The sequence below is a fragment of the Methylobacterium sp. WL64 genome (assembly GCF_008039945.1).
Taxonomy (GTDB): domain Bacteria; phylum Pseudomonadota; class Alphaproteobacteria; order Rhizobiales; family Beijerinckiaceae; genus Methylobacterium.
Window position 1 is genome coordinate 1 of the sequence record NZ_VRVA01000025.1, and the last position, 15,910, is coordinate 15,910.

At 68.8% G+C, this 15,910-nt stretch carries 19 protein-coding genes; 11 read left to right on the top strand and 8 right to left on the bottom strand.

Going from position 1 to position 15,910, the window contains the following annotated elements; all coding sequences use genetic code 11:
• Positions 1-82: 82 nt before the first annotated feature.
• On the bottom strand, positions 83-1,048 hold the full coding sequence (locus FV242_RS13550) for a helix-turn-helix domain-containing protein (RefSeq protein ID WP_147939285.1): 966 nt from the start codon (positions 1,046-1,048) through the stop codon (positions 83-85).
• Between the two features lie 439 nt (positions 1,049-1,487).
• Between FV242_RS13550 and FV242_RS13555 the strand changes: the two genes are divergently transcribed.
• Positions 1,488-1,721 carry a hypothetical protein gene (locus FV242_RS13555; RefSeq protein ID WP_147908101.1) on the top strand — a complete coding sequence of 78 codons (234 nt, stop codon included), beginning with the start codon at positions 1,488-1,490 and terminating at the stop codon, positions 1,719-1,721.
• A gap of 437 nt (positions 1,722-2,158) precedes the next feature.
• Here FV242_RS13555 and egtD read toward each other — a convergent pair whose 3' ends face one another.
• The gene (egtD, locus tag FV242_RS13560) at positions 2,159-3,118 is read right to left on the bottom strand and encodes an L-histidine N(alpha)-methyltransferase (RefSeq protein WP_147939286.1); all 960 of its coding nucleotides are present in this window, start codon (positions 3,116-3,118) and stop codon (positions 2,159-2,161) included.
• Positions 3,115-4,089, bottom strand: a complete 975-nt coding sequence (locus FV242_RS13565) for a methyltransferase (RefSeq protein ID WP_147939287.1) — start codon at positions 4,087-4,089, stop codon at positions 3,115-3,117. The genes egtD and FV242_RS13565 overlap by 4 nt, the downstream gene beginning before the upstream one ends.
• Before the next feature lie 534 nt (positions 4,090-4,623).
• Here FV242_RS13565 and FV242_RS13570 point away from each other — a divergent pair.
• Together FV242_RS13570 and FV242_RS13575 are read left to right on the top strand one after the other, a co-directional pair.
• Positions 4,624-5,202, top strand: a complete 579-nt coding sequence (locus tag FV242_RS13570; protein WP_147908098.1) for a YgjV family protein — start codon at positions 4,624-4,626, stop codon at positions 5,200-5,202.
• Positions 5,203-5,306: 104 nt separating this feature from the next.
• Positions 5,307-6,047, top strand: a complete 741-nt coding sequence (locus FV242_RS13575) for a DUF4336 domain-containing protein (RefSeq protein WP_147939288.1) — start codon at positions 5,307-5,309, stop codon at positions 6,045-6,047.
• Positions 6,048-6,077: 30 nt separating this feature from the next.
• On the opposite strand, the gene FV242_RS13580 is transcribed toward FV242_RS13575, so the two are convergent.
• Positions 6,078-6,341, bottom strand: coding sequence for a hypothetical protein (locus FV242_RS13580; protein WP_147853809.1), 264 nt, complete (start codon positions 6,339-6,341; stop codon positions 6,078-6,080).
• Positions 6,342-6,706: 365 nt separating this feature from the next.
• Positions 6,707-7,072, bottom strand: a complete 366-nt coding sequence (locus FV242_RS13585; RefSeq protein ID WP_147939289.1) for a hypothetical protein — start codon at positions 7,070-7,072, stop codon at positions 6,707-6,709.
• A 230-nt stretch (positions 7,073-7,302) separates the two neighbouring features.
• Here FV242_RS13585 and FV242_RS13590 point away from each other — a divergent pair, with 230 nt between their 5' ends.
• Positions 7,303-7,566 carry a hypothetical protein gene (locus FV242_RS13590; RefSeq protein ID WP_147939290.1) on the top strand — a complete coding sequence of 88 codons (264 nt, stop codon included), beginning with the start codon at positions 7,303-7,305 and terminating at the stop codon, positions 7,564-7,566.
• Positions 7,567-7,640: 74 nt separating this feature from the next.
• Here FV242_RS13590 and FV242_RS13595 read toward each other — a convergent pair whose 3' ends face one another.
• Positions 7,641-7,826, bottom strand: coding sequence for a hypothetical protein (locus FV242_RS13595; RefSeq protein WP_147908094.1), 186 nt, complete (start codon positions 7,824-7,826; stop codon positions 7,641-7,643).
• 227 nt (positions 7,827-8,053) lie between these two features.
• Here FV242_RS13595 and FV242_RS13600 point away from each other — a divergent pair, with 227 nt between their 5' ends.
• Entirely contained in the window at positions 8,054-8,287 is a 234-nt protein-coding gene (locus FV242_RS13600; protein ID WP_092037671.1) for a DUF2171 domain-containing protein, read from the top strand.
• Positions 8,288-8,308: 21 nt separating this feature from the next.
• Here the strand turns inward: FV242_RS13600 and FV242_RS13605 are convergent, their stop codons facing one another.
• Entirely contained in the window at positions 8,309-8,638 is a 330-nt protein-coding gene (locus FV242_RS13605; RefSeq protein WP_147939291.1) for a hypothetical protein, read from the bottom strand.
• A gap of 231 nt (positions 8,639-8,869) precedes the next feature.
• Between FV242_RS13605 and FV242_RS13610 the strand changes: the two genes are divergently transcribed.
• The 6 genes from FV242_RS13610 (at position 8,870) to FV242_RS13630 (ending at position 13,360) form a co-directional block, all read left to right on the top strand.
• Positions 8,870-9,241, top strand: a complete 372-nt coding sequence (locus FV242_RS13610; RefSeq protein ID WP_147939326.1) for a hypothetical protein — start codon at positions 8,870-8,872, stop codon at positions 9,239-9,241.
• A gap of 60 nt (positions 9,242-9,301) precedes the next feature.
• The gene (locus FV242_RS13615; RefSeq protein ID WP_147939292.1) at positions 9,302-9,598 is read left to right on the top strand and encodes a hypothetical protein; all 297 of its coding nucleotides are present in this window, start codon (positions 9,302-9,304) and stop codon (positions 9,596-9,598) included.
• A gap of 350 nt (positions 9,599-9,948) precedes the next feature.
• Entirely contained in the window at positions 9,949-10,452 is a 504-nt protein-coding gene (locus FV242_RS13620) for a MucR family transcriptional regulator (RefSeq protein WP_147908091.1), read from the top strand.
• 197 nt (positions 10,453-10,649) lie between these two features.
• Positions 10,650-10,793, top strand: a complete 144-nt coding sequence (locus tag FV242_RS34535) for a hypothetical protein (protein WP_187278418.1) — start codon at positions 10,650-10,652, stop codon at positions 10,791-10,793.
• A gap of 36 nt (positions 10,794-10,829) precedes the next feature.
• Complete coding sequence (locus tag FV242_RS13625) at positions 10,830-12,143, top strand: MFS transporter (protein ID WP_147939293.1); 1,314 nt, start codon at positions 10,830-10,832, stop codon at positions 12,141-12,143.
• Positions 12,144-12,304: 161 nt separating this feature from the next.
• Entirely contained in the window at positions 12,305-13,360 is a 1,056-nt protein-coding gene (locus FV242_RS13630) for a zinc ribbon domain-containing protein (RefSeq protein WP_147908089.1), read from the top strand.
• 10 nt (positions 13,361-13,370) lie between these two features.
• Here the strand turns inward: FV242_RS13630 and FV242_RS13635 are convergent, their stop codons facing one another.
• Complete coding sequence (locus tag FV242_RS13635) at positions 13,371-15,512, bottom strand: PAS domain-containing protein (RefSeq protein WP_147939294.1); 2,142 nt, start codon at positions 15,510-15,512, stop codon at positions 13,371-13,373.
• Positions 15,513-15,910 lie beyond the last annotated feature (398 nt).

Consider the following 15,910-nt stretch of genomic DNA (forward strand, 5'->3'; position numbering starts at 1 on the left):
GGGGACAGGACGGGGACGGAGCCCGTCGCGACGGCGCGCGGCCACGCTCCACGGCCCGAGCCGGCAGCGCGCGCGCGTCGGATTATCGACCCGGGGGCGGCTTCGCGGAAACGGCCCGGTACGCGCTGGGGCTCAGGCCGTAGCGCGCCTTGAAGCGGCGGGCGAAATGGGCCTGATTGGTGAAGCCGCTGCCATACGCGAGGTTGCCGATCGCGATGTGGGCGCAGCCCGGATCCGCCAGGCGCTCGGCCGCGGAGTCCAGCCGGCGCTGCCAGATCCAGTCGGAAATGTGCTGGCCGCGCTCGTGGAACAGCTCCTGCAGACGGCGCAAGGAGACCCCGACGGCGGCCGCGAGACGGGGCGGGTCGAGGGTCGTGTCGCCCAGGTTGGCCTCGACATGGGCCTTGGCGCGCTGGACCACGACGCTGCCGTGGAGCGGTCGCGGCACCTCCCTGGCCAGGCGCTCGGCGAGGCTCGCCACGATCAGGTCGATGCCGACACCGGCCATGCGTTCGGCCGTCACGGCGTCGAGGTCCGCGTAGACCCGGACGAGATCGGTGAAGAAGGCCTTCACCAGCACGCCGGTGCCGTCGTCGCCCCCGAACGTCAGGGCGGTGAGGTGCTGGGTCGGCCCCAGCATGTGCGTCAGGGGCGCGACCGGGATCTCGAGCACGAGGGACTGATCGCTGGGCCCCGAGATGTGCACGTTCGGCCGGTCGGCCAGCAGCACGATCTCGCCGGGCCCCTGGATGGCCTCCCGGCCGTCCTGGATGTTGATCGAGCGGCCTTCGAGCTGGATCAGCGCGAACACCGCCCCCGTCCGCTCGCGCCGACGCAGGGTCTGCGGCGTGATCTCCGACCGCACGTTGCTTTCGCGAATGCGGGTGATCCGCAAGCTGCCGACATCGGCCGCCTGTATCAGTCCTTCGAAAGGCCGGTCACAAGTCTGACTCAGCTCAATTGGCCCCATGCGGTCGGAGATGACTTCACACCACAGTTTGAACCGCGTGTTTTCTTTGACTTCGCATGTAGAAAGGACTGTCTGCACACACCCTCGCGCACATCGCCGACGATTCGAGATTTGGAACCGTCATCGCAGGATAGCCCGGTCTTAATCTTATCATACGTTATTTTAATCCGTTTTAGACCGCCGCCGGTACTGGTCTTGCAACTGGTCTTGCAGACGCATCCCGTACGGTGACGATCGGACCTGCGGCCGGCGGCACCCAGGCGTTGGGCTGCGGCTTCGCCAGCCGGGCCCGTTTCTCTCGCCGTTTGAACGCACGCCTCGGCATGGCACCCAGCGCGTATCGCCACGCGGCTCTCCTCTGCACCCCGGCACGTTTCGACGAGGCGTGAAGCCCCCGGATCGATGCCGGCCGGTCACGCGTTTGTAGGAGAGCCGTCGATTCAGTGCGCTCGCCGATGCCGAACCAGTATTCGTTTCGGCGGCGAGCGCGAACGGCTCTTAGCCCGGGAGGATCGTCGTGGGACTCACTGCGTTCGTTTTTTTCGTCGTGCCCTGGATGCTGGTCGCGGCATGGATGTTCCGCTCGGCCAACGCCGTGCGGATGGGCGTGCCGGCTGCGCCCTGGCGCCCCCTGACGGATTTCCCGCCGCCACCGCGCGACCAGCGGGCCATGGTCGAGACCGGCACCGTGCCGAAGGGCGCGGCCACCGATACCGACGACGACAAGCACCGGCCGCTCCAGATGGTGTGAGATTTTTCGCCGGGGTCCAGGGTCTTTCGCGCGGCTGACCCGCCGCGCGCGATCCGGCGCGCCTCCGGTCCAAAGCCTGTCCGATCCGCGCCGTGGTTGGGACGCCATCGGTTCGAGGCGCCCTCGCCCCGGCTGGGCTCGACCGGACGTCGCCGGTCGCGCCGACGGATTTTTAGGCCGCAACCCGATCTTCCGCGGCAGGACGATACGCCGATCCGGCGCAAACCCGTGCCCTCCCCCGGCCCGCCACGACATTCGCACATCGCTGCCGGATGAACCTAGGGCCAGCCCCAAGCGCGGCTCCCTCCCCTGTGTGAGAGGAGGATCCACACGCCTCATTGGGAGGAAAGCGACCGGCCCCGGCCGTAGCGCGCATCCGACGCGCCGGGCAAGCTCCACGAGCGACGCCGGACAACGAGCCCGGCCTCGACGGGGCCTCACATGCCGGCATGCTCCAGCAGGTGCAGGTTGAAGCTCCCGTCCTCCGCTTGCCACAGGCCGCGCGGCTGCCAGCCGCTCCGGCGGGCCAGCGCCTGGAAGGCCGCCGACGTGTACTTGTGGGAGGTGTCGGTGCGGATGCGCTCGCCCGCGGCAAACGCGATCGCCTGCCCGCCGAGGTGATAGGTGGCCGGACGGAGCGCCTCGAGATGCGCCTCGACCCGTTGCGGATCGGGGCACAGGGTGATCCCGTGCCGGAAGTTGTCGAGGTCGAAGTCGGCCCCGAGCTCGCGGTTGAGCCGGACCAGGATGTTCCGGTGGAACGCCGCCATCAGACCGTCCGCGCCGGCATAGGCCCGCTGCAAGTGCTCGGGCTCGACCGTGGCGTCGGCGCCCACCAGGAACAGGCTGGGCCCGAGGGTCGTGCGCGCCCGCTCCAGGAACAGGCCGGCCTCCGGGGGCGCGAAGTTGCCGATGCTGGTGCCCGGGTAGAAGCCCAGGATGCCGCCCGGCCCCGCCGCGACGGGGAGCGGCACCGGCTTGGCGTAGTCGGCGCAGACCGGCACCATGGCGATGTCGGGGTAATCCGCGGCCAGGCGCCGGATCGCGCCCTCCAGGTATTCGCCGGAGATGTCGATCGCCACGTAGGCGGCCGGCCGGGTCAGCGCGTCGAGCAGGGTGCGGATCTTGCGGCTGGCGCCGCTGCCGAACTCCACCACGGTCACGCCCGGCGCGACCTTGCCGGCCAGCTCGGCGGCGACCCGGGGCAGCAACGCCATCTCCTGGCGGGTCGGATAGTAATCGGGGCTGTGGCAGATCCGGTCGAACAGGTCCGAGCCGGTCTCGTCCCAGAGATACTTGCCCGGCAGGGTCTTCACGTCGGCCGTGAGGCCGGCCAGAACATCGTTCAGGACCTCGTCGTCCAGGACCTCATCGCGCCCGCCATCGGCCTCGCTCATGACCGGGTCCCTGGCTGGGTCCCTGGCTGGGTCACCGTGAGCACCACCAAGGCGAGGCGCTCGACGGCGGCATATTCCGGGTTGGCCAACTCCTCACCGTACTCGTCCGGATCGAACTCGCGGTAGGTCCAGTCCAGGCCGGCGCGGCCGCAGGCCTCGGCCACCGCGTCCCGGAACGGGTCCGCCCCCTCGACGATCGCCGCCCCGGTGAACAGCACCAGGCTGCCCCCCGGCGCCAGCCGCGCGATCGCCTGCTCCACCACCGCCAGCGGCAGGCCGGCCCCGAGCGGACCGCCGCCATGCCGGTAGGCCCGGGCCGCCGGATCGATCATGAAGGGCGGGTTCGAGACGATCAGGTCGAACGTCCCCTCGACGTCGCGCAGCATGTCGCTGTGCCGGACATCGACGCCGTCGGTCCCGGCCAGCCGAGCGTTGACCCGGGCGGCCCGCAGCGCGGCGGGGTTGATGTCCACCAGCACCACCTCGGCGCCGGGCGACCGCTTGGCGATGCAGATCCCGGCGGCTCCGGAGCCGCAGCCGAGATCGACCGCCCGGCGCACCGGCGTCGGCCGTGCCTCCACATGGGCCACCACCGCCGCGACGAAGCGCATCGTGTCCGGCCCGAAGAACACGGCATCGGTGGCGGTCGGCGGGTAGGAGGAATGCGCGAGCAATTCGCCGTCGAGGCTGGAGAACCGGACGGTCGGGCGCAGCAGCGCGCCGTCCTCGACCACGGCCCCGGCATCCCGAAGCCGGCTCAGGATCTCTCCGGACAGGATCTCGGGCCGGAACGGGCGGCTCCAGCCAATCACGTCGCGCAGTGTGCGCGCCTCGGCGTTGCACGACCGTGCGTTGACGATGGCATGGGTCGCGGGGGTCACCGTCGTAAAGGTGTAGCCGCTGTCGCGCAGGGTGCGCCCCAGGGCCAGCAGGGCATCCTGGTTTTCGGGAAACGCTGCGGATCGGGTCATCGGCCGGACCCCGCCTGCCGGCTACGCGAAGTCTGGCGGGACCCGGGCGGGTGGTGGCCCCAGACTTCGTCGATTCTTCGCGTCGTCCGGCGCTGCGCGCGGGCCGGGACCGCGAAGGGACCGGTGCCGCCGGGCGCGCGGAGCCGGGCCGGGACGGCGATCGGGCGACGGATATCCGGGTTGGAAAGCTGCATGGGCGCGTCGGGTCGGGTCGCCGCAGGACGGCAGGAGCGGACGCCCCGCGGCCTCGATCGGCCCCGGACACGTCCGAATGAATACCCCGGCAACTGGAATTCTCAGGCCTTGTTCCCGGATTTATCTCCGGACAACCGAGCGATAACCTATGTTATTCTCGGGTTATTGCCGATCCAATACTTGATGTACGCGGTAGATCTGAGCGCGTCGCCCGTGCGGCCGTTTCGCCACCCTCGCAGGGACGTGATCACCGGGCGATTTATCGTTAACCATCTGATTACCATGCGAACCTAGCGCATTCGGCGGAAACGGCGCATCCGCGCCGGCTGAGCGCGACCGATGATTGCCGCCGACACCGTATTGACCTGGTATGATCTCGCCGGGACCCATCTCGACATCTTCGGATCCCTGGGCCTGACCCTGGGATTCATTGCCGGCCTGATGCCGCGCCGCCCGTGGATGCTTGCCGGGTCGGCGGCCTGCGCCGCCTGCTTCGGCGCCCACTACCTGACGCTCGGAGCGCTCACCGGCGCCGCGATGTGCGCCATCGCGGTGGTGCAGAGCCTGGTCTCCCTGACCTGCCTCGGCGCACCGAACCGGAACGGATGGGTCCATCCCCTGTTCGCCGCCACCACCCTGCTGGCGGCCTGGCTGACGATCGCCACCTGGAACGGGACGCCCTCCGCCTGCGCGGCGATCGGCACCCTGCTGGCGACGGCCGCACGCCTGCAGGCCGCGCCCCAGACGATGCGCCTGCTGTTCCTGGGCGCGTCCCTGTGCTGGGCCGGCCACAACCTCCTCGTCGGCTCCGTGTTCGGGCTGACCTGCGATCTCCTGACCCTCCTGGGCCTCGGGATCGCCCTGTGGCGCGCCCTCCCGGCCCGGCCCATCGCGGCGCCCACCTATCTTCAGGCCTGACCTGAGGCAGCGGGCTGCGGCGATCCATCCGGGAAACCCGATGCGCCGCGGCGGTTGCCTCACTTTCCGGCCGCACAGCCGGAGGCAGCCGAGAGAACCAGGCCTTGCCTGAAGCAACCTATCCACCCCTCGACGTGCTCAAGCCGGTCGCCGAGGACGTCTGGATCGTCGACAGCGGCCCGTTGCGGATCCTGGGCTTCCCGCTCCCGGTGCGGATGACCGTGGTCCGGCTCGGCGATGGTGGCCTGTGGCTCCATTCGCCAACCCGCTACGACGCGGCGCTGCATCGGGCGATCGAGGCGCTGGGACCGATCCGCCACCTCGTCGCGCCGAACATCGCGCACTGGACCTTCCTGAAGGACTGGCAGAGCCAGTGTCCGGAGGCGCTGACCTGGGCGGCGCCCAACCTGCGCCAGCGCAGACAGGTTCGCCGCTCCGGCCTGCGGATCGACCGCGTGCTCGGGGACGCTGCGCCACCCGAGTGGCAGGCGGACCTGCGCCAGCAGGTGGTGCCGGGCGGCCTCGGCTTCCGCGAGGTCGCCTTCTTCCACAAGCGCAGCCGGACGCTGGTGCTCACCGACCTCGTCCTGAACCTGGAACCGGCGAAGATGCCGGCGCTCCTGCGCCCGCTGCTGCGGCTGGCCGGAATGACCGCGCCGGAGGGGAAGCCGCCGCCCTATCTGCGCCTCGTGATCAAGCTGCGTCGGCGCGACGCGGCCCGGGGCGCGGCGGATCTCGTGGCCCTCAAGCCCGAAGCCGTTGTCTTCGCGCACGGGCTCTGGTTCGCACGGGAGGGCACCGCACGCCTGCGCCGCTCGCTGCGCTGGCTCGGCGACTTCAGCTGACCGCAGACCGGTCGACCGGCCGTCCCAGCCTCAGGGCTCCGCTGGCGTGTCGGTATCCCCAGAGCTGTCCAGCGACTTGGCCAGCTCCATCAGCACCTCTTCCACCATGGGCGGCCAGGGTACCCGCTCCTCGTCCAACAGCCGCGCCGCGCCGACCAGGGCATTGACCTGCTCCTCGAAGATCGGCCGCTGAACCAGCTGGGCGTATCGCACCCGGGCAGCCAGGGCGGTCGCGAGGCGCTGGACCTCGGCGATCCGTGCATTCGACGCGCCGGCACCATCCCGGTTGCCCATCCCTCACCCCTTTCGGATCCTCGCAGGGCCCAGATAGGCCTCAGGATGGGGGTCTCGGCAATCCCGGCGGAAGCCGCGTCAGCGATCCGAACGACCGCGAGCCGGGTCTACATGGCGCTCACGCCATGCCCTGGTCCGAGACAGCTCACCATGCCGGGACACTGTGTCCTCCGGCTGATGCGAAGATCGCCAGGGCGATCGCGGCAACCAGGATATCGCGCTTGCGATCGATAGCCCATACGGGCATCGACTCTACGCGGCGGTCGCCGATGAGCCGGGTCAGGCTTTCCGGTAATTGGCTCCGACCTGCGGGAAGCCTGACCCGGGTCCGCCTCAACCAAGCCGCGCCGATCCGCATGGAAGGCTCAGGCCGAGCGGCTCGCATCCTCGATGCGGCGCGGTGCGGTGCTGGCGAGGACCTTTCGCTTGCCGGACCTGTGGCGCACAAAATCGTCGAGGGGCTTGCAAGCCGGCAGGCCTGATGCCGGGGTCGCCACTGCATCCAGGCATGGGGCAGCCGCTTCCGAGTCGGTCGGATCCGCCGGCAGGTCGATCCGCTGGCCGACCAGATAGGCTTCCAGGTCGATCAAGCGGTGACGCAACCGCCAGATGTCATTTTCTACGCCATTCAACTGGACAAGAAGGTCTGAGACGGTCCCTTCACGGGCCGCGATGGCCGAGAGGACGGTCGCCCGCTCGTTCAGCAACACAGCCTTGACGGTCGGGTTCATCTGGAGCCCCATTAAGCGCGACCGTGTCAGGGACTAGTAATCCCGCGCAGCCGGCAAGCCTCAATAGGACTTAGCCGATACGCCGGATGGCGAAGTCCTGAATGGGGCGTACGAAGTCTGGATGCGGCAGCATCAACGGTTGGAGCTGAAAGTCCGAATCTGCGCGTCAACGGAACTTTCGCTCGGCAAGTGCGTCAGTTCCACGCAGAACAAAGCGCCGGGAGGTTATTATGCGCGCGCCCTTGAAGATCGCTACCGTCGCCTTCCTCGTCGTCGGCATTCAGCCAGGCTGGGCACAATCCATTAGCCAGACGGGGACGGGGGGCGGTCCGACCACGGCTGCGAAGGCCCCACATACCGCGGCTACCGGGCAGACGGTGCCCAATCCGAACGCACTCGGACCCAGCGAGACCGGCAGCATCGAACGGCGGAGCCCGGGCGAACAGCGCAACGACGCGATCACACGCGGGATCTGCATCGGCTGTACGCGCTGACAGACGCCAATCACATGTCCCCAAAAGACAGCATCTAGCGGGTCGGCCACGGATAGGCGTCCGACCCGGCGTCGCTAGCTCTCCGCCCGGAGGCTCTTGATGATGCGGCTGGCGATCTTGCGCACGGCCTCGTCGTCCCGCGCCTCGCCCTCCGCGCGGTCCCATAGGTGCGCCAAGCTGGCGTCAAGCTCATCCAGCAGTTCCGGGTGGCGGTGAGCCAGGAAGCGGATCGTGCCGAACAGCAGGTGTTCGGTGGCCATCTCGTGTCGCCGGGCGTCGGCAACTTGTTCCAGTGAGGCGGATGTTGGCTCGGTCATGGCGGTCCAACGGTCCGGGCAGATGCCGGTTCAGTCACGTCCGCACGGTGCGACCCTGCGGCACGCATCCCGAACGCTGCATCCATGAAACCCAGGCCTGAGCTGGAATGGCGCAGCCAGGAACCGCTGTGAGCAGGGCACGGTTTGACGACTTCACAGGGAGGATGAAGATGGTGGACGCTGCGCAGATCCAGGAACACGCCGAGGTCGTCGGCTCGGACGGGGCCCATGTTGGAACCGTCGATCACATCGACAAAGGCGAGATCAAACTGACCAAGCGCGACGCGGCGGCGGGTGGCCTCCACCACTACATCCCGCTCGACTTCGTTCGGGCCGTCGAGGGCGGCAAAGTCCATCTCGACCGGCCGGCCGACGAGGTGAAGCGCGAGTGGTCGACCTCCTGATCGGCACGCATCGGCGCAGTTTCAACGCCGAAGACCGCCGATCCAGGCGGTGAGCGGCTCCACGAAGGCCGCCCAGGTCCGGGCCCAGACGGTCCCGGTTCTGCCATCCTGCGCAGGCCCGGCTGCCATGAGCGACGCCACGAACGCATCTTCCTGCACCTTGCATTCGTCGAGGGCGTTGCGTTCGTCCCCAGCCCGGCTCTGACCGGGCGGCTGATGGGCGTAGGATTCCCGCAAGCAGCGATGCCACGCCCGTTCGAGCGCGCGCGGATCGGTCGCCGTCGCCATCGCTGTCGACCCAGCGTCGATCAGGACGAGCATCGCGAGGAGGCTGAGCACGGGCGAGCGCATGACGCCTCTATGCCCGATTCGACGACCTGGTGCCTAGAACGAACAAGCAACACCTCGCGATCAGAAGCTGCCCACTCGGATGAGGCGCCAAGCCTGCGACGCCGCTCGGACCGTCGGTTGAACTTGCGGCATCGGCTTTCCCGGTCCTGGCCGCCGAACTGCAACAGTTTCCAACCCTAAGGCCCTGTAAGCCGGAGGCTCGGCAAAGGGTTACGGGATATGCGGCGCATGATGGAGAAGTGGGTACTGGGTCTCGTGCGGGTCGCGGCCTGGATCCTGGTGGCGGCGATCGTCGCCATCACGCTGGTGCCGATCGGCCTCCGTCCGGTGGTGACGGCCAATCCCAGCTTCGAGCGGGCGGCCGCCTACGCGTTGGCCGGCCTTCTTCTGACCCTGGGCTACCCGCGGCGCTGGCCGTGGATCCTGCTCGGAGCCGTGCTGCTGGCCGGCGGGCTGGAAGCCGGGCAGTCCCTCACGGGTACGCGTCACGGCCGGTTTGACGACTTCCTCGTGAAGGCGGCAGCGGCGCTGGTGGGCGGCATTGTGGGCCTCGGGTTGGCATCCTGGGTGGACCGGCGCCTCCAGGCCCGCACCAGCGGGTGACAGGGAAACCGCCGAGTTTCGGGGGCGTTGTCGTTCCGGACTCTCATGCGAGGTGCTGCCATGTTCGGCGCAGGCAAGCTCACGGGGCGGTTCTGGTTTCGGAAAACGTGGTCGGGCAAGCTGATTCTGCTCGTCGAGGAAGAAAGGCCGCGCTGGTTCAGCCGCAAGAAGCTGACTAAGCCGCGCTGGCGAGACGCACGGCTGCTCGATCTAGCCGAGGCGCCGATGCGTACACTGATGACCCTGGAGCGCGCCTACCGCGCCGAATACGGATCCAGCGCGACGCTTCCGGCCGCCGCGCCGTCGGTCAATCGCGGAACGATACCAGCGCCGATCGGGCACGCAGCCAACGCCTGAGCGCTGCCAGGTATAAGGGCGCGGGCCGAGCATGAAGGGCAGGGCTCGGCCCGCCTGTCGTTCGGCTTCGTACCCCTCGAGGCCGCAGCGACGCCTCGAGAGACCACAGGATCGTTAAGACATCCCGAACGGGCCATCACGCGGCGGGCGCCCGGCGGCTCGACGCGCCTCGCCGTTGGGCCTGAGCCAGCGGGACGCAGTCCCACGCTTACACCGTTGCAAATCTATGTTGGTATTCATTCGATACAACAGTCGATAACCCACGGCGTCATCTGTTTTGTGCGATTTAGCGCTTGACTGTTGACAGATACAGCGATGTTCATCGCGTACTGTCCTCGCGAGAGCTGCCCATGGAAGACGACACCGCATTACCGCAAGACGATCAGACCGATGTCATTGCTCTGACCGCCGACATCGTGTCGGCATACGTATCCAACAATTCCGTCCCGATGCCCGAACTGGCGACCCTGCTGTCGCGTGTCCATGAAGCCCTCACGGGGCTTGGTCAGGCCGGCACACCCGCCGAGCCGGACGCCAAGAAGACCACGCCCGGCCAGATCCGGAAGTCGATCACCCCCGACGCGCTGATCAGTTTCATCGACGGCAAGCCGTACAAGACCCTGAAGCGGCACCTGAGCGGCCATGGCCTTACCATCGAGGCCTATCGAGAGCGTTTCGGGCTGCCGCGCGACTACCCGGCCACCGCTGCCAATTACTCGGCCATGCGCGCCGAGTTCGCCCGCACCGCAGGCCTCGGCCACAAGCGCCGGAAGCCTGCCGCGCACGCCTCCGAGGCCGCTGAGACGGTCGAGGCTCCGGCGGCAAAGCCCGCCCGCGCACGCAAGCCGGCGTGAGGTTGCGCCCGCTCCGGGGCACCCCGGCGTCGGCTGCGATCCGGTAAACCCGCGACAAATCGGAGGTCTTCAACGGGCGACGACTTCCGGTCACCGGGCTTTCGCGTTAGATCGGCTGACCAAGATCGGCAATCGAACCGACGGGCCGCGAGGAAACCCGAGATGATCCGCACGCGCTGCGCTGCGGCGGCGCTCTGATGGCGTCCACGATCGACTCCGGCCCGGACGACCGGGGCGCGCCGTTCGAGTGGATGCGCACGGCCGCCTGCCTTTTCGATGTCGAAAACTCCGACGCCGGAGCGCCGAACCGGCGCGCCCGGAGCCTGCGCCTGCACCCGTGAGCTGCTCGAAGACAGCCGCCGCCGAGGAGGATCATCATGGCTGAGTCTGAACTCGAACGGTCGGCGATGCGGCGGATCGGGTGGCGGCTGGTGCCGTTCCTGATCCTCGCCTACTTCGTGTCCTTCCTGGACCGGGTGAATGTCGGCTTCGCGGCCATCCAGATGAACCACGATGTCGGATTGACCGCCACGCTGTTCGGCTGGGGCGCCGGGATCTTCTTCCTCGGCTACTTCCTGATGGAGGTCCCCAGCAACCTGATGCTGGAGCGGTTCGGGGCGCGGCTCTGGATCGCCCGGATCATGGCGACCTGGGGTGTGATCTCCATGGCGATGGCGATGGTGCAGGGTCCCTGGTCGTTCATTGCCCTGCGTTTCCTGCTGGGCGTTGCCGAGGCCGGGTTCTTCCCGGGCGTGATCCTGTACCTAACCTACTGGTTCCCCTCGGCGTACCGGGCTCGGATCGTCGGCATCTTCATGATCTCGATCCCGATCTCGTCGTTCCTGGGCTCGCCGATCTCCGGGGCGCTGCTCGGCCTGAACGGATGGGGTCTGCGCGGCTGGCAGTGGTTGTTCATCCTGGAAGGCCTGCCCGCCGTCCTGATGGCCGGGGCCGTGCTGTGGTTCCTGCCCGATGGGCCGCGCCACGCGAAATGGCTCCCGCCGGCCGAGCGGGACTGGCTGGAGGGACGCCTGAAGGAAGAATCCGCCCGGAACGCCGCGCGCAGCGGCGGTGCCGCCTCGCCGTCGCTTGGAACGATGCTGCGCGATCGGCGGCTGATCCTGTTCGCCGCCATCTATTTCGGCTCGACCGCCAGCAGTTACGGCCTGACCTTCTGGACCCCGCAGATCGTCAAGAGCTACGGCCTGGGCAATTTCGAGACCGGCCTGCTGAACAGCGTTCCCTACGGCGTCGCCTCCGTGGCGATGATCCTGTGGGGGCGGCACAGCGACCAGGTCGGCGAGCGGCGCTGGCACCTCACCATCCCGTTCCTGGTCCTGGCCGCAGGGCTGGCGGGCGGGACCGTCCTGAATGGGATCCTGCCGCTGGTCGGGGCGCTGACCGTCGCGGCGGTCGGCGTCTACATGCTGAAGGGGCCGTTCTGGGCCCTGGCGACCGAGGAGCTGCCGCCGGCTGCGGCGGCTGCCAGCATCGCGGCGATCAACGCTGTGGGCAATCTCGGCGGATTCCTAGGCCCCTACCTGATCGGCGCGATCAAGGATGCCACCGGCAGCTTCACTCTGAGCCTGACGCCGCTGATCCTGTTCGCGCTGATATCGGCCGGACTATCGCTCGTTCCGGGCCGGGCACGCGCCGCGCCGGGCACCTCGCGAACAGCGCCGGCCCGCTGACCGTCGGCTCCGTCAGCCGACCGAGTTGGGCGGAGGCCGACCTATGCTAGAGCTTGCCGACACCGGAGCCGTGCCCGACCGAATAGCGGTCGAGCACGGCTCACGGTCGTCGGTCCGACGCGTGTGCGGCGGGCGATAATGGGATCTGTGGAGTCGACGGCGTGCGTGCTGGTTCCCGATTGTCCGAGCGCTGGTTCAACGTCGCCCTCTGGCTCGTCGCACTGCTGTTCGCCTGGTTCCTGATCGGGCTGGGCTCCCTAGTCGTTGGCGACCTGCCGCAGGTGGAGCAGCACTACACCCTCGAGCAGTTCCTCGGATCCGACCAAGCCCGGGCCTCGACCGACGCGCTGAAGCAAATCCGCCGCGAGATGGACGACAGCCGGCGCCGGACGGAGCGGGACCAACTCGCCCTCGATGCCGCCCAGGCGGCCTCGGAAGGCGCCCGCGAGACCTTCGCCAATTGGCTAAAGACCAGGGATGCGACCCAGCGCGTCGATCAGGATCCGGGACTCATCGCACGCACCCGGCAGCTCGACGCACTCAAGGACGCCGAGCGGACGATCGAGGAGCGGCTGGCCGGGCTTGCCGAAACGCAGCGCACGCTGTCCGAGCGGGAGCAGGACCAGAGCCGGGTGGACGGCGAGCTCCGCGCGGCGGCTCAGCAGAAGCTCGACTCGGCGGAGCGTGGCCAGGAACTCCGGGTGTTCGGCTACCGGCTCGCTCTGACCCTGCCGCTGCTGGTGCTCGCCGGATGGCTGCTGCTGAAGCGGCGGAACACGCGCAACTGGCCGTTCGTCTGGGGCTTCGCGTTCGCCGCCGCCTTCGCGTTCTTCGTCGAGCTGGTCCCGTACATGCCGAGCTACGGCGGCTACGTGCAGTACGGTGTCGGCGTGGTCGTGACGCTGGTCGGCGGTCGGGCGGCGATCAACGCCCTGCATGCCTACCGCGCACGTCAGGCGCTGGTCGAGACACGGCCCAACGAGGAGCGCCGCACCGAGATCGCCACCGATCAGGCTCTGGCCCGACTTGCCAAGAAGGTCTGCCCGGGCTGCGAGCGGCCGGTCGCGCTCGGCGATCCGAACACGAATTTCTGCCCCCATTGCGGGCTCGGCCTGTTCGAGGATTGCCAAGCCTGCACGCAGCGCAAGAGCACCTTCGAGCGGTTCTGCCACGCCTGCGGCACCCCGGGGGCCGGTGCGGTCCTGCCGGCGGCTTAAGGCGTCGCCTTCACTCCACCGAGGCTGGTGTCGGCCGTCCGACGACCCGGCTCAGCACGCGCCCGAGCTGGTCGGCGGAATAGGGCTTGTGTAGCAACTCGAAGCCGTGGGTGCCTTCCTGGGCCAGGACGTGGCTGTAGCCCGAGGTCAGCAGCACCGGCAGGTCCGGAAGGCGGCGCGCCAGCTCCTGGGCGAGCGCCAGGCCGCCCATCCCGGGCATGACCACGTCCGAGAACACCACCTCGAACCCGCCGCCGTCCCGGCCGAGCCGCTCGAGCGCCGCCTCGGCGTTGGCCGCCCAGACGGTTTCGTAGCCGAGATCCTGCAGGATCTGGGTGGCGAACTGACCGACCTCGACATTGTCCTCGACCACCAGGACCCGCTGCCCGGTGCCGAGCGGCGAGATTGTCGCCGGGACGCCCTCCGCCTCGTCGATCCCGCGATCGACCTCGACCTGCGGGAGATACAGGGTGAAGGTCGCCCCCTGCCCCGGCGCGCTGGTGACGTCGACGTTGCCGCCCGACTGCTTGGCGAATCCGAACACCTGGCTGAGGCCGAGGCCGGTGCCCTTGCCGACCTCCTTGGTGGTGAAGAACGGCTCGAACAGACGACCCAGGTCGGCCCCCGAGATCCCTGAGCCGGTATCGGTCAGCGACACCGCCACGAAGGCGGTGTCGGCCCCGGCATGCCCGCGGATCGCCGGCATAGTCCGACCGCCGGCGAGCCGCAGGGTCAGCGTGCCCTCCCCGTTCATGGCGTCCCGGGCGTTGACCGCCATGTTCACCAGGGCGGTCTCGAACTGGCTGACGTCGGCCCGGATATGGCAGGGCTCGTCCGGGACCTCGGCGATCACCCGGACGCGGGCGCCGATCACGGTGTCGAGCATGTCGGCGATCCCGCGGACCTTCTGCCCGACATGGAACACCTCGGGCTTGAGCGCCTGCCGCCGGGCGAAGGCGAGGAGCTGGCCGGTGAGCTTGGCGGCGCGGTCCACCGTGTCGGAGACCGCGTCGAGGTAGCGGGTCTTGCGCGCCTCCGGCAGATCGGGCCGGCGCAGGAAGTCCACCGAGGAACGGATGATCATCAGCAGGTTGTTGAAGTCGTGTGCGACACCGCCTGTGAGCTGGCCAACCGCCTCCATCTTCTGCGACTGACGCAGGGCGTCTTCGGCGCGCATCAGTTCGCTGGTCCGCTCGGCAACACGCTGCTCCAGCGTGTCGGTAAGGGTGCGCAGCATCATGATGGCGCGGTCGCGCTCGGCCTCGATGGCCCGGCGGTCCTCGACATTGATCAGCACCCCCGGGAAGCTCAGCGGCATCCCGTCCGGAGCGCGGTCGACCCGGCCGTTCGCCTCGATCCAGTAGTACTTCCCGTCGGTGCGCCGCACCCGGTACTGGTGCGCGTACGCCCCCCCGCGGGCGATGACCTCGTTGATCGCCGCGATCAGCCCCTGCCGGTCTTCGGGATGGACCGTAGCGATTACCTGCTCGAGGCTGAGCCCGACCCGGCCGAGGGCCGGATCGAGGCCGAAGCTGCGGGCGAAGGCCTCGTCCACGGTGAACGCGTCGGCGGGCAGATCCCACACCCAGGTGCCGATGATCGCGCCGGCCGACAGGGCGAGCTGGATGCGGTCGGCATAGAGCTGAGCCAGCGCCTGGCTCGCCTTCAGCCGCTGCTCCGCGAGCACGCGCTCGGTGGTCTCGACCACGACTGCGATCACCCCGGCCGGCTGCCCGGCCTCGTCGAGCACCGGCGAGTAGTCGAGATTCATCCAGACCTGCTCGGGTCGGCCGTAGCGGTGCAGAGTGAGTTCCTGATCCTTGTAGGACAGCGTGCCGCCGGCGAGCCCCACCCGCATCACGTTGTCGTTGAAGTCGGCGACCTCAGGCCAGCCCTCGCGGACCTTCGAGCCGAGGAGCTGCGGGTGCCGGCCGCCCGCGAAAGCCGAGTAGGCATCGTTGTAGATCATGATGCCGTCCGCGCCCCAGAGCAGCACGATCGGCACCGGCGACAGCAGCACGGTGCTGACCGCGGAGCGCAGGCTCTGAGACCAGCGGGCGATCGGACCCAGCGGCGTCGTCGCCCAGTCGTAGGCCCGGACGATCGCGCCCAGTTCGCCGCCTCCAGGCAGAAATGCGGCCGTGGCGCTCATGGCTCGCTCGAACTGCGCGGTCCTGCAGCAGCCCCTCGCACCGCCAGACCGGGCTCGCGATCGGTCGCGCAGGCTCGGTTGGCGGTGTCATGCACGTGCATCGCAGCCCCCGGTTCGGTCTTCGGCAAGATTGATACGGGTTCGCACACAGCCATGGCAGCGGCATCGCCCGTGGGGGGAAGGCTTACAAGCATCCGGTTGGCCGTCACCGCGTATTTTCGTCCAGAGGAAACGTCCTGAGACCCGCCCGCCACACGCCGCTCGACGGCTCACGACGGGGCCGGGCACGACGGAGCCGGGATTGATCGGCGTCTGGAGCGAACGCGCATCCCGGCGGTTCGGTCGCAATCCAGCCGGATCCGCAGCGCCACGACTGCGACGTACGGAACCGGGCACGC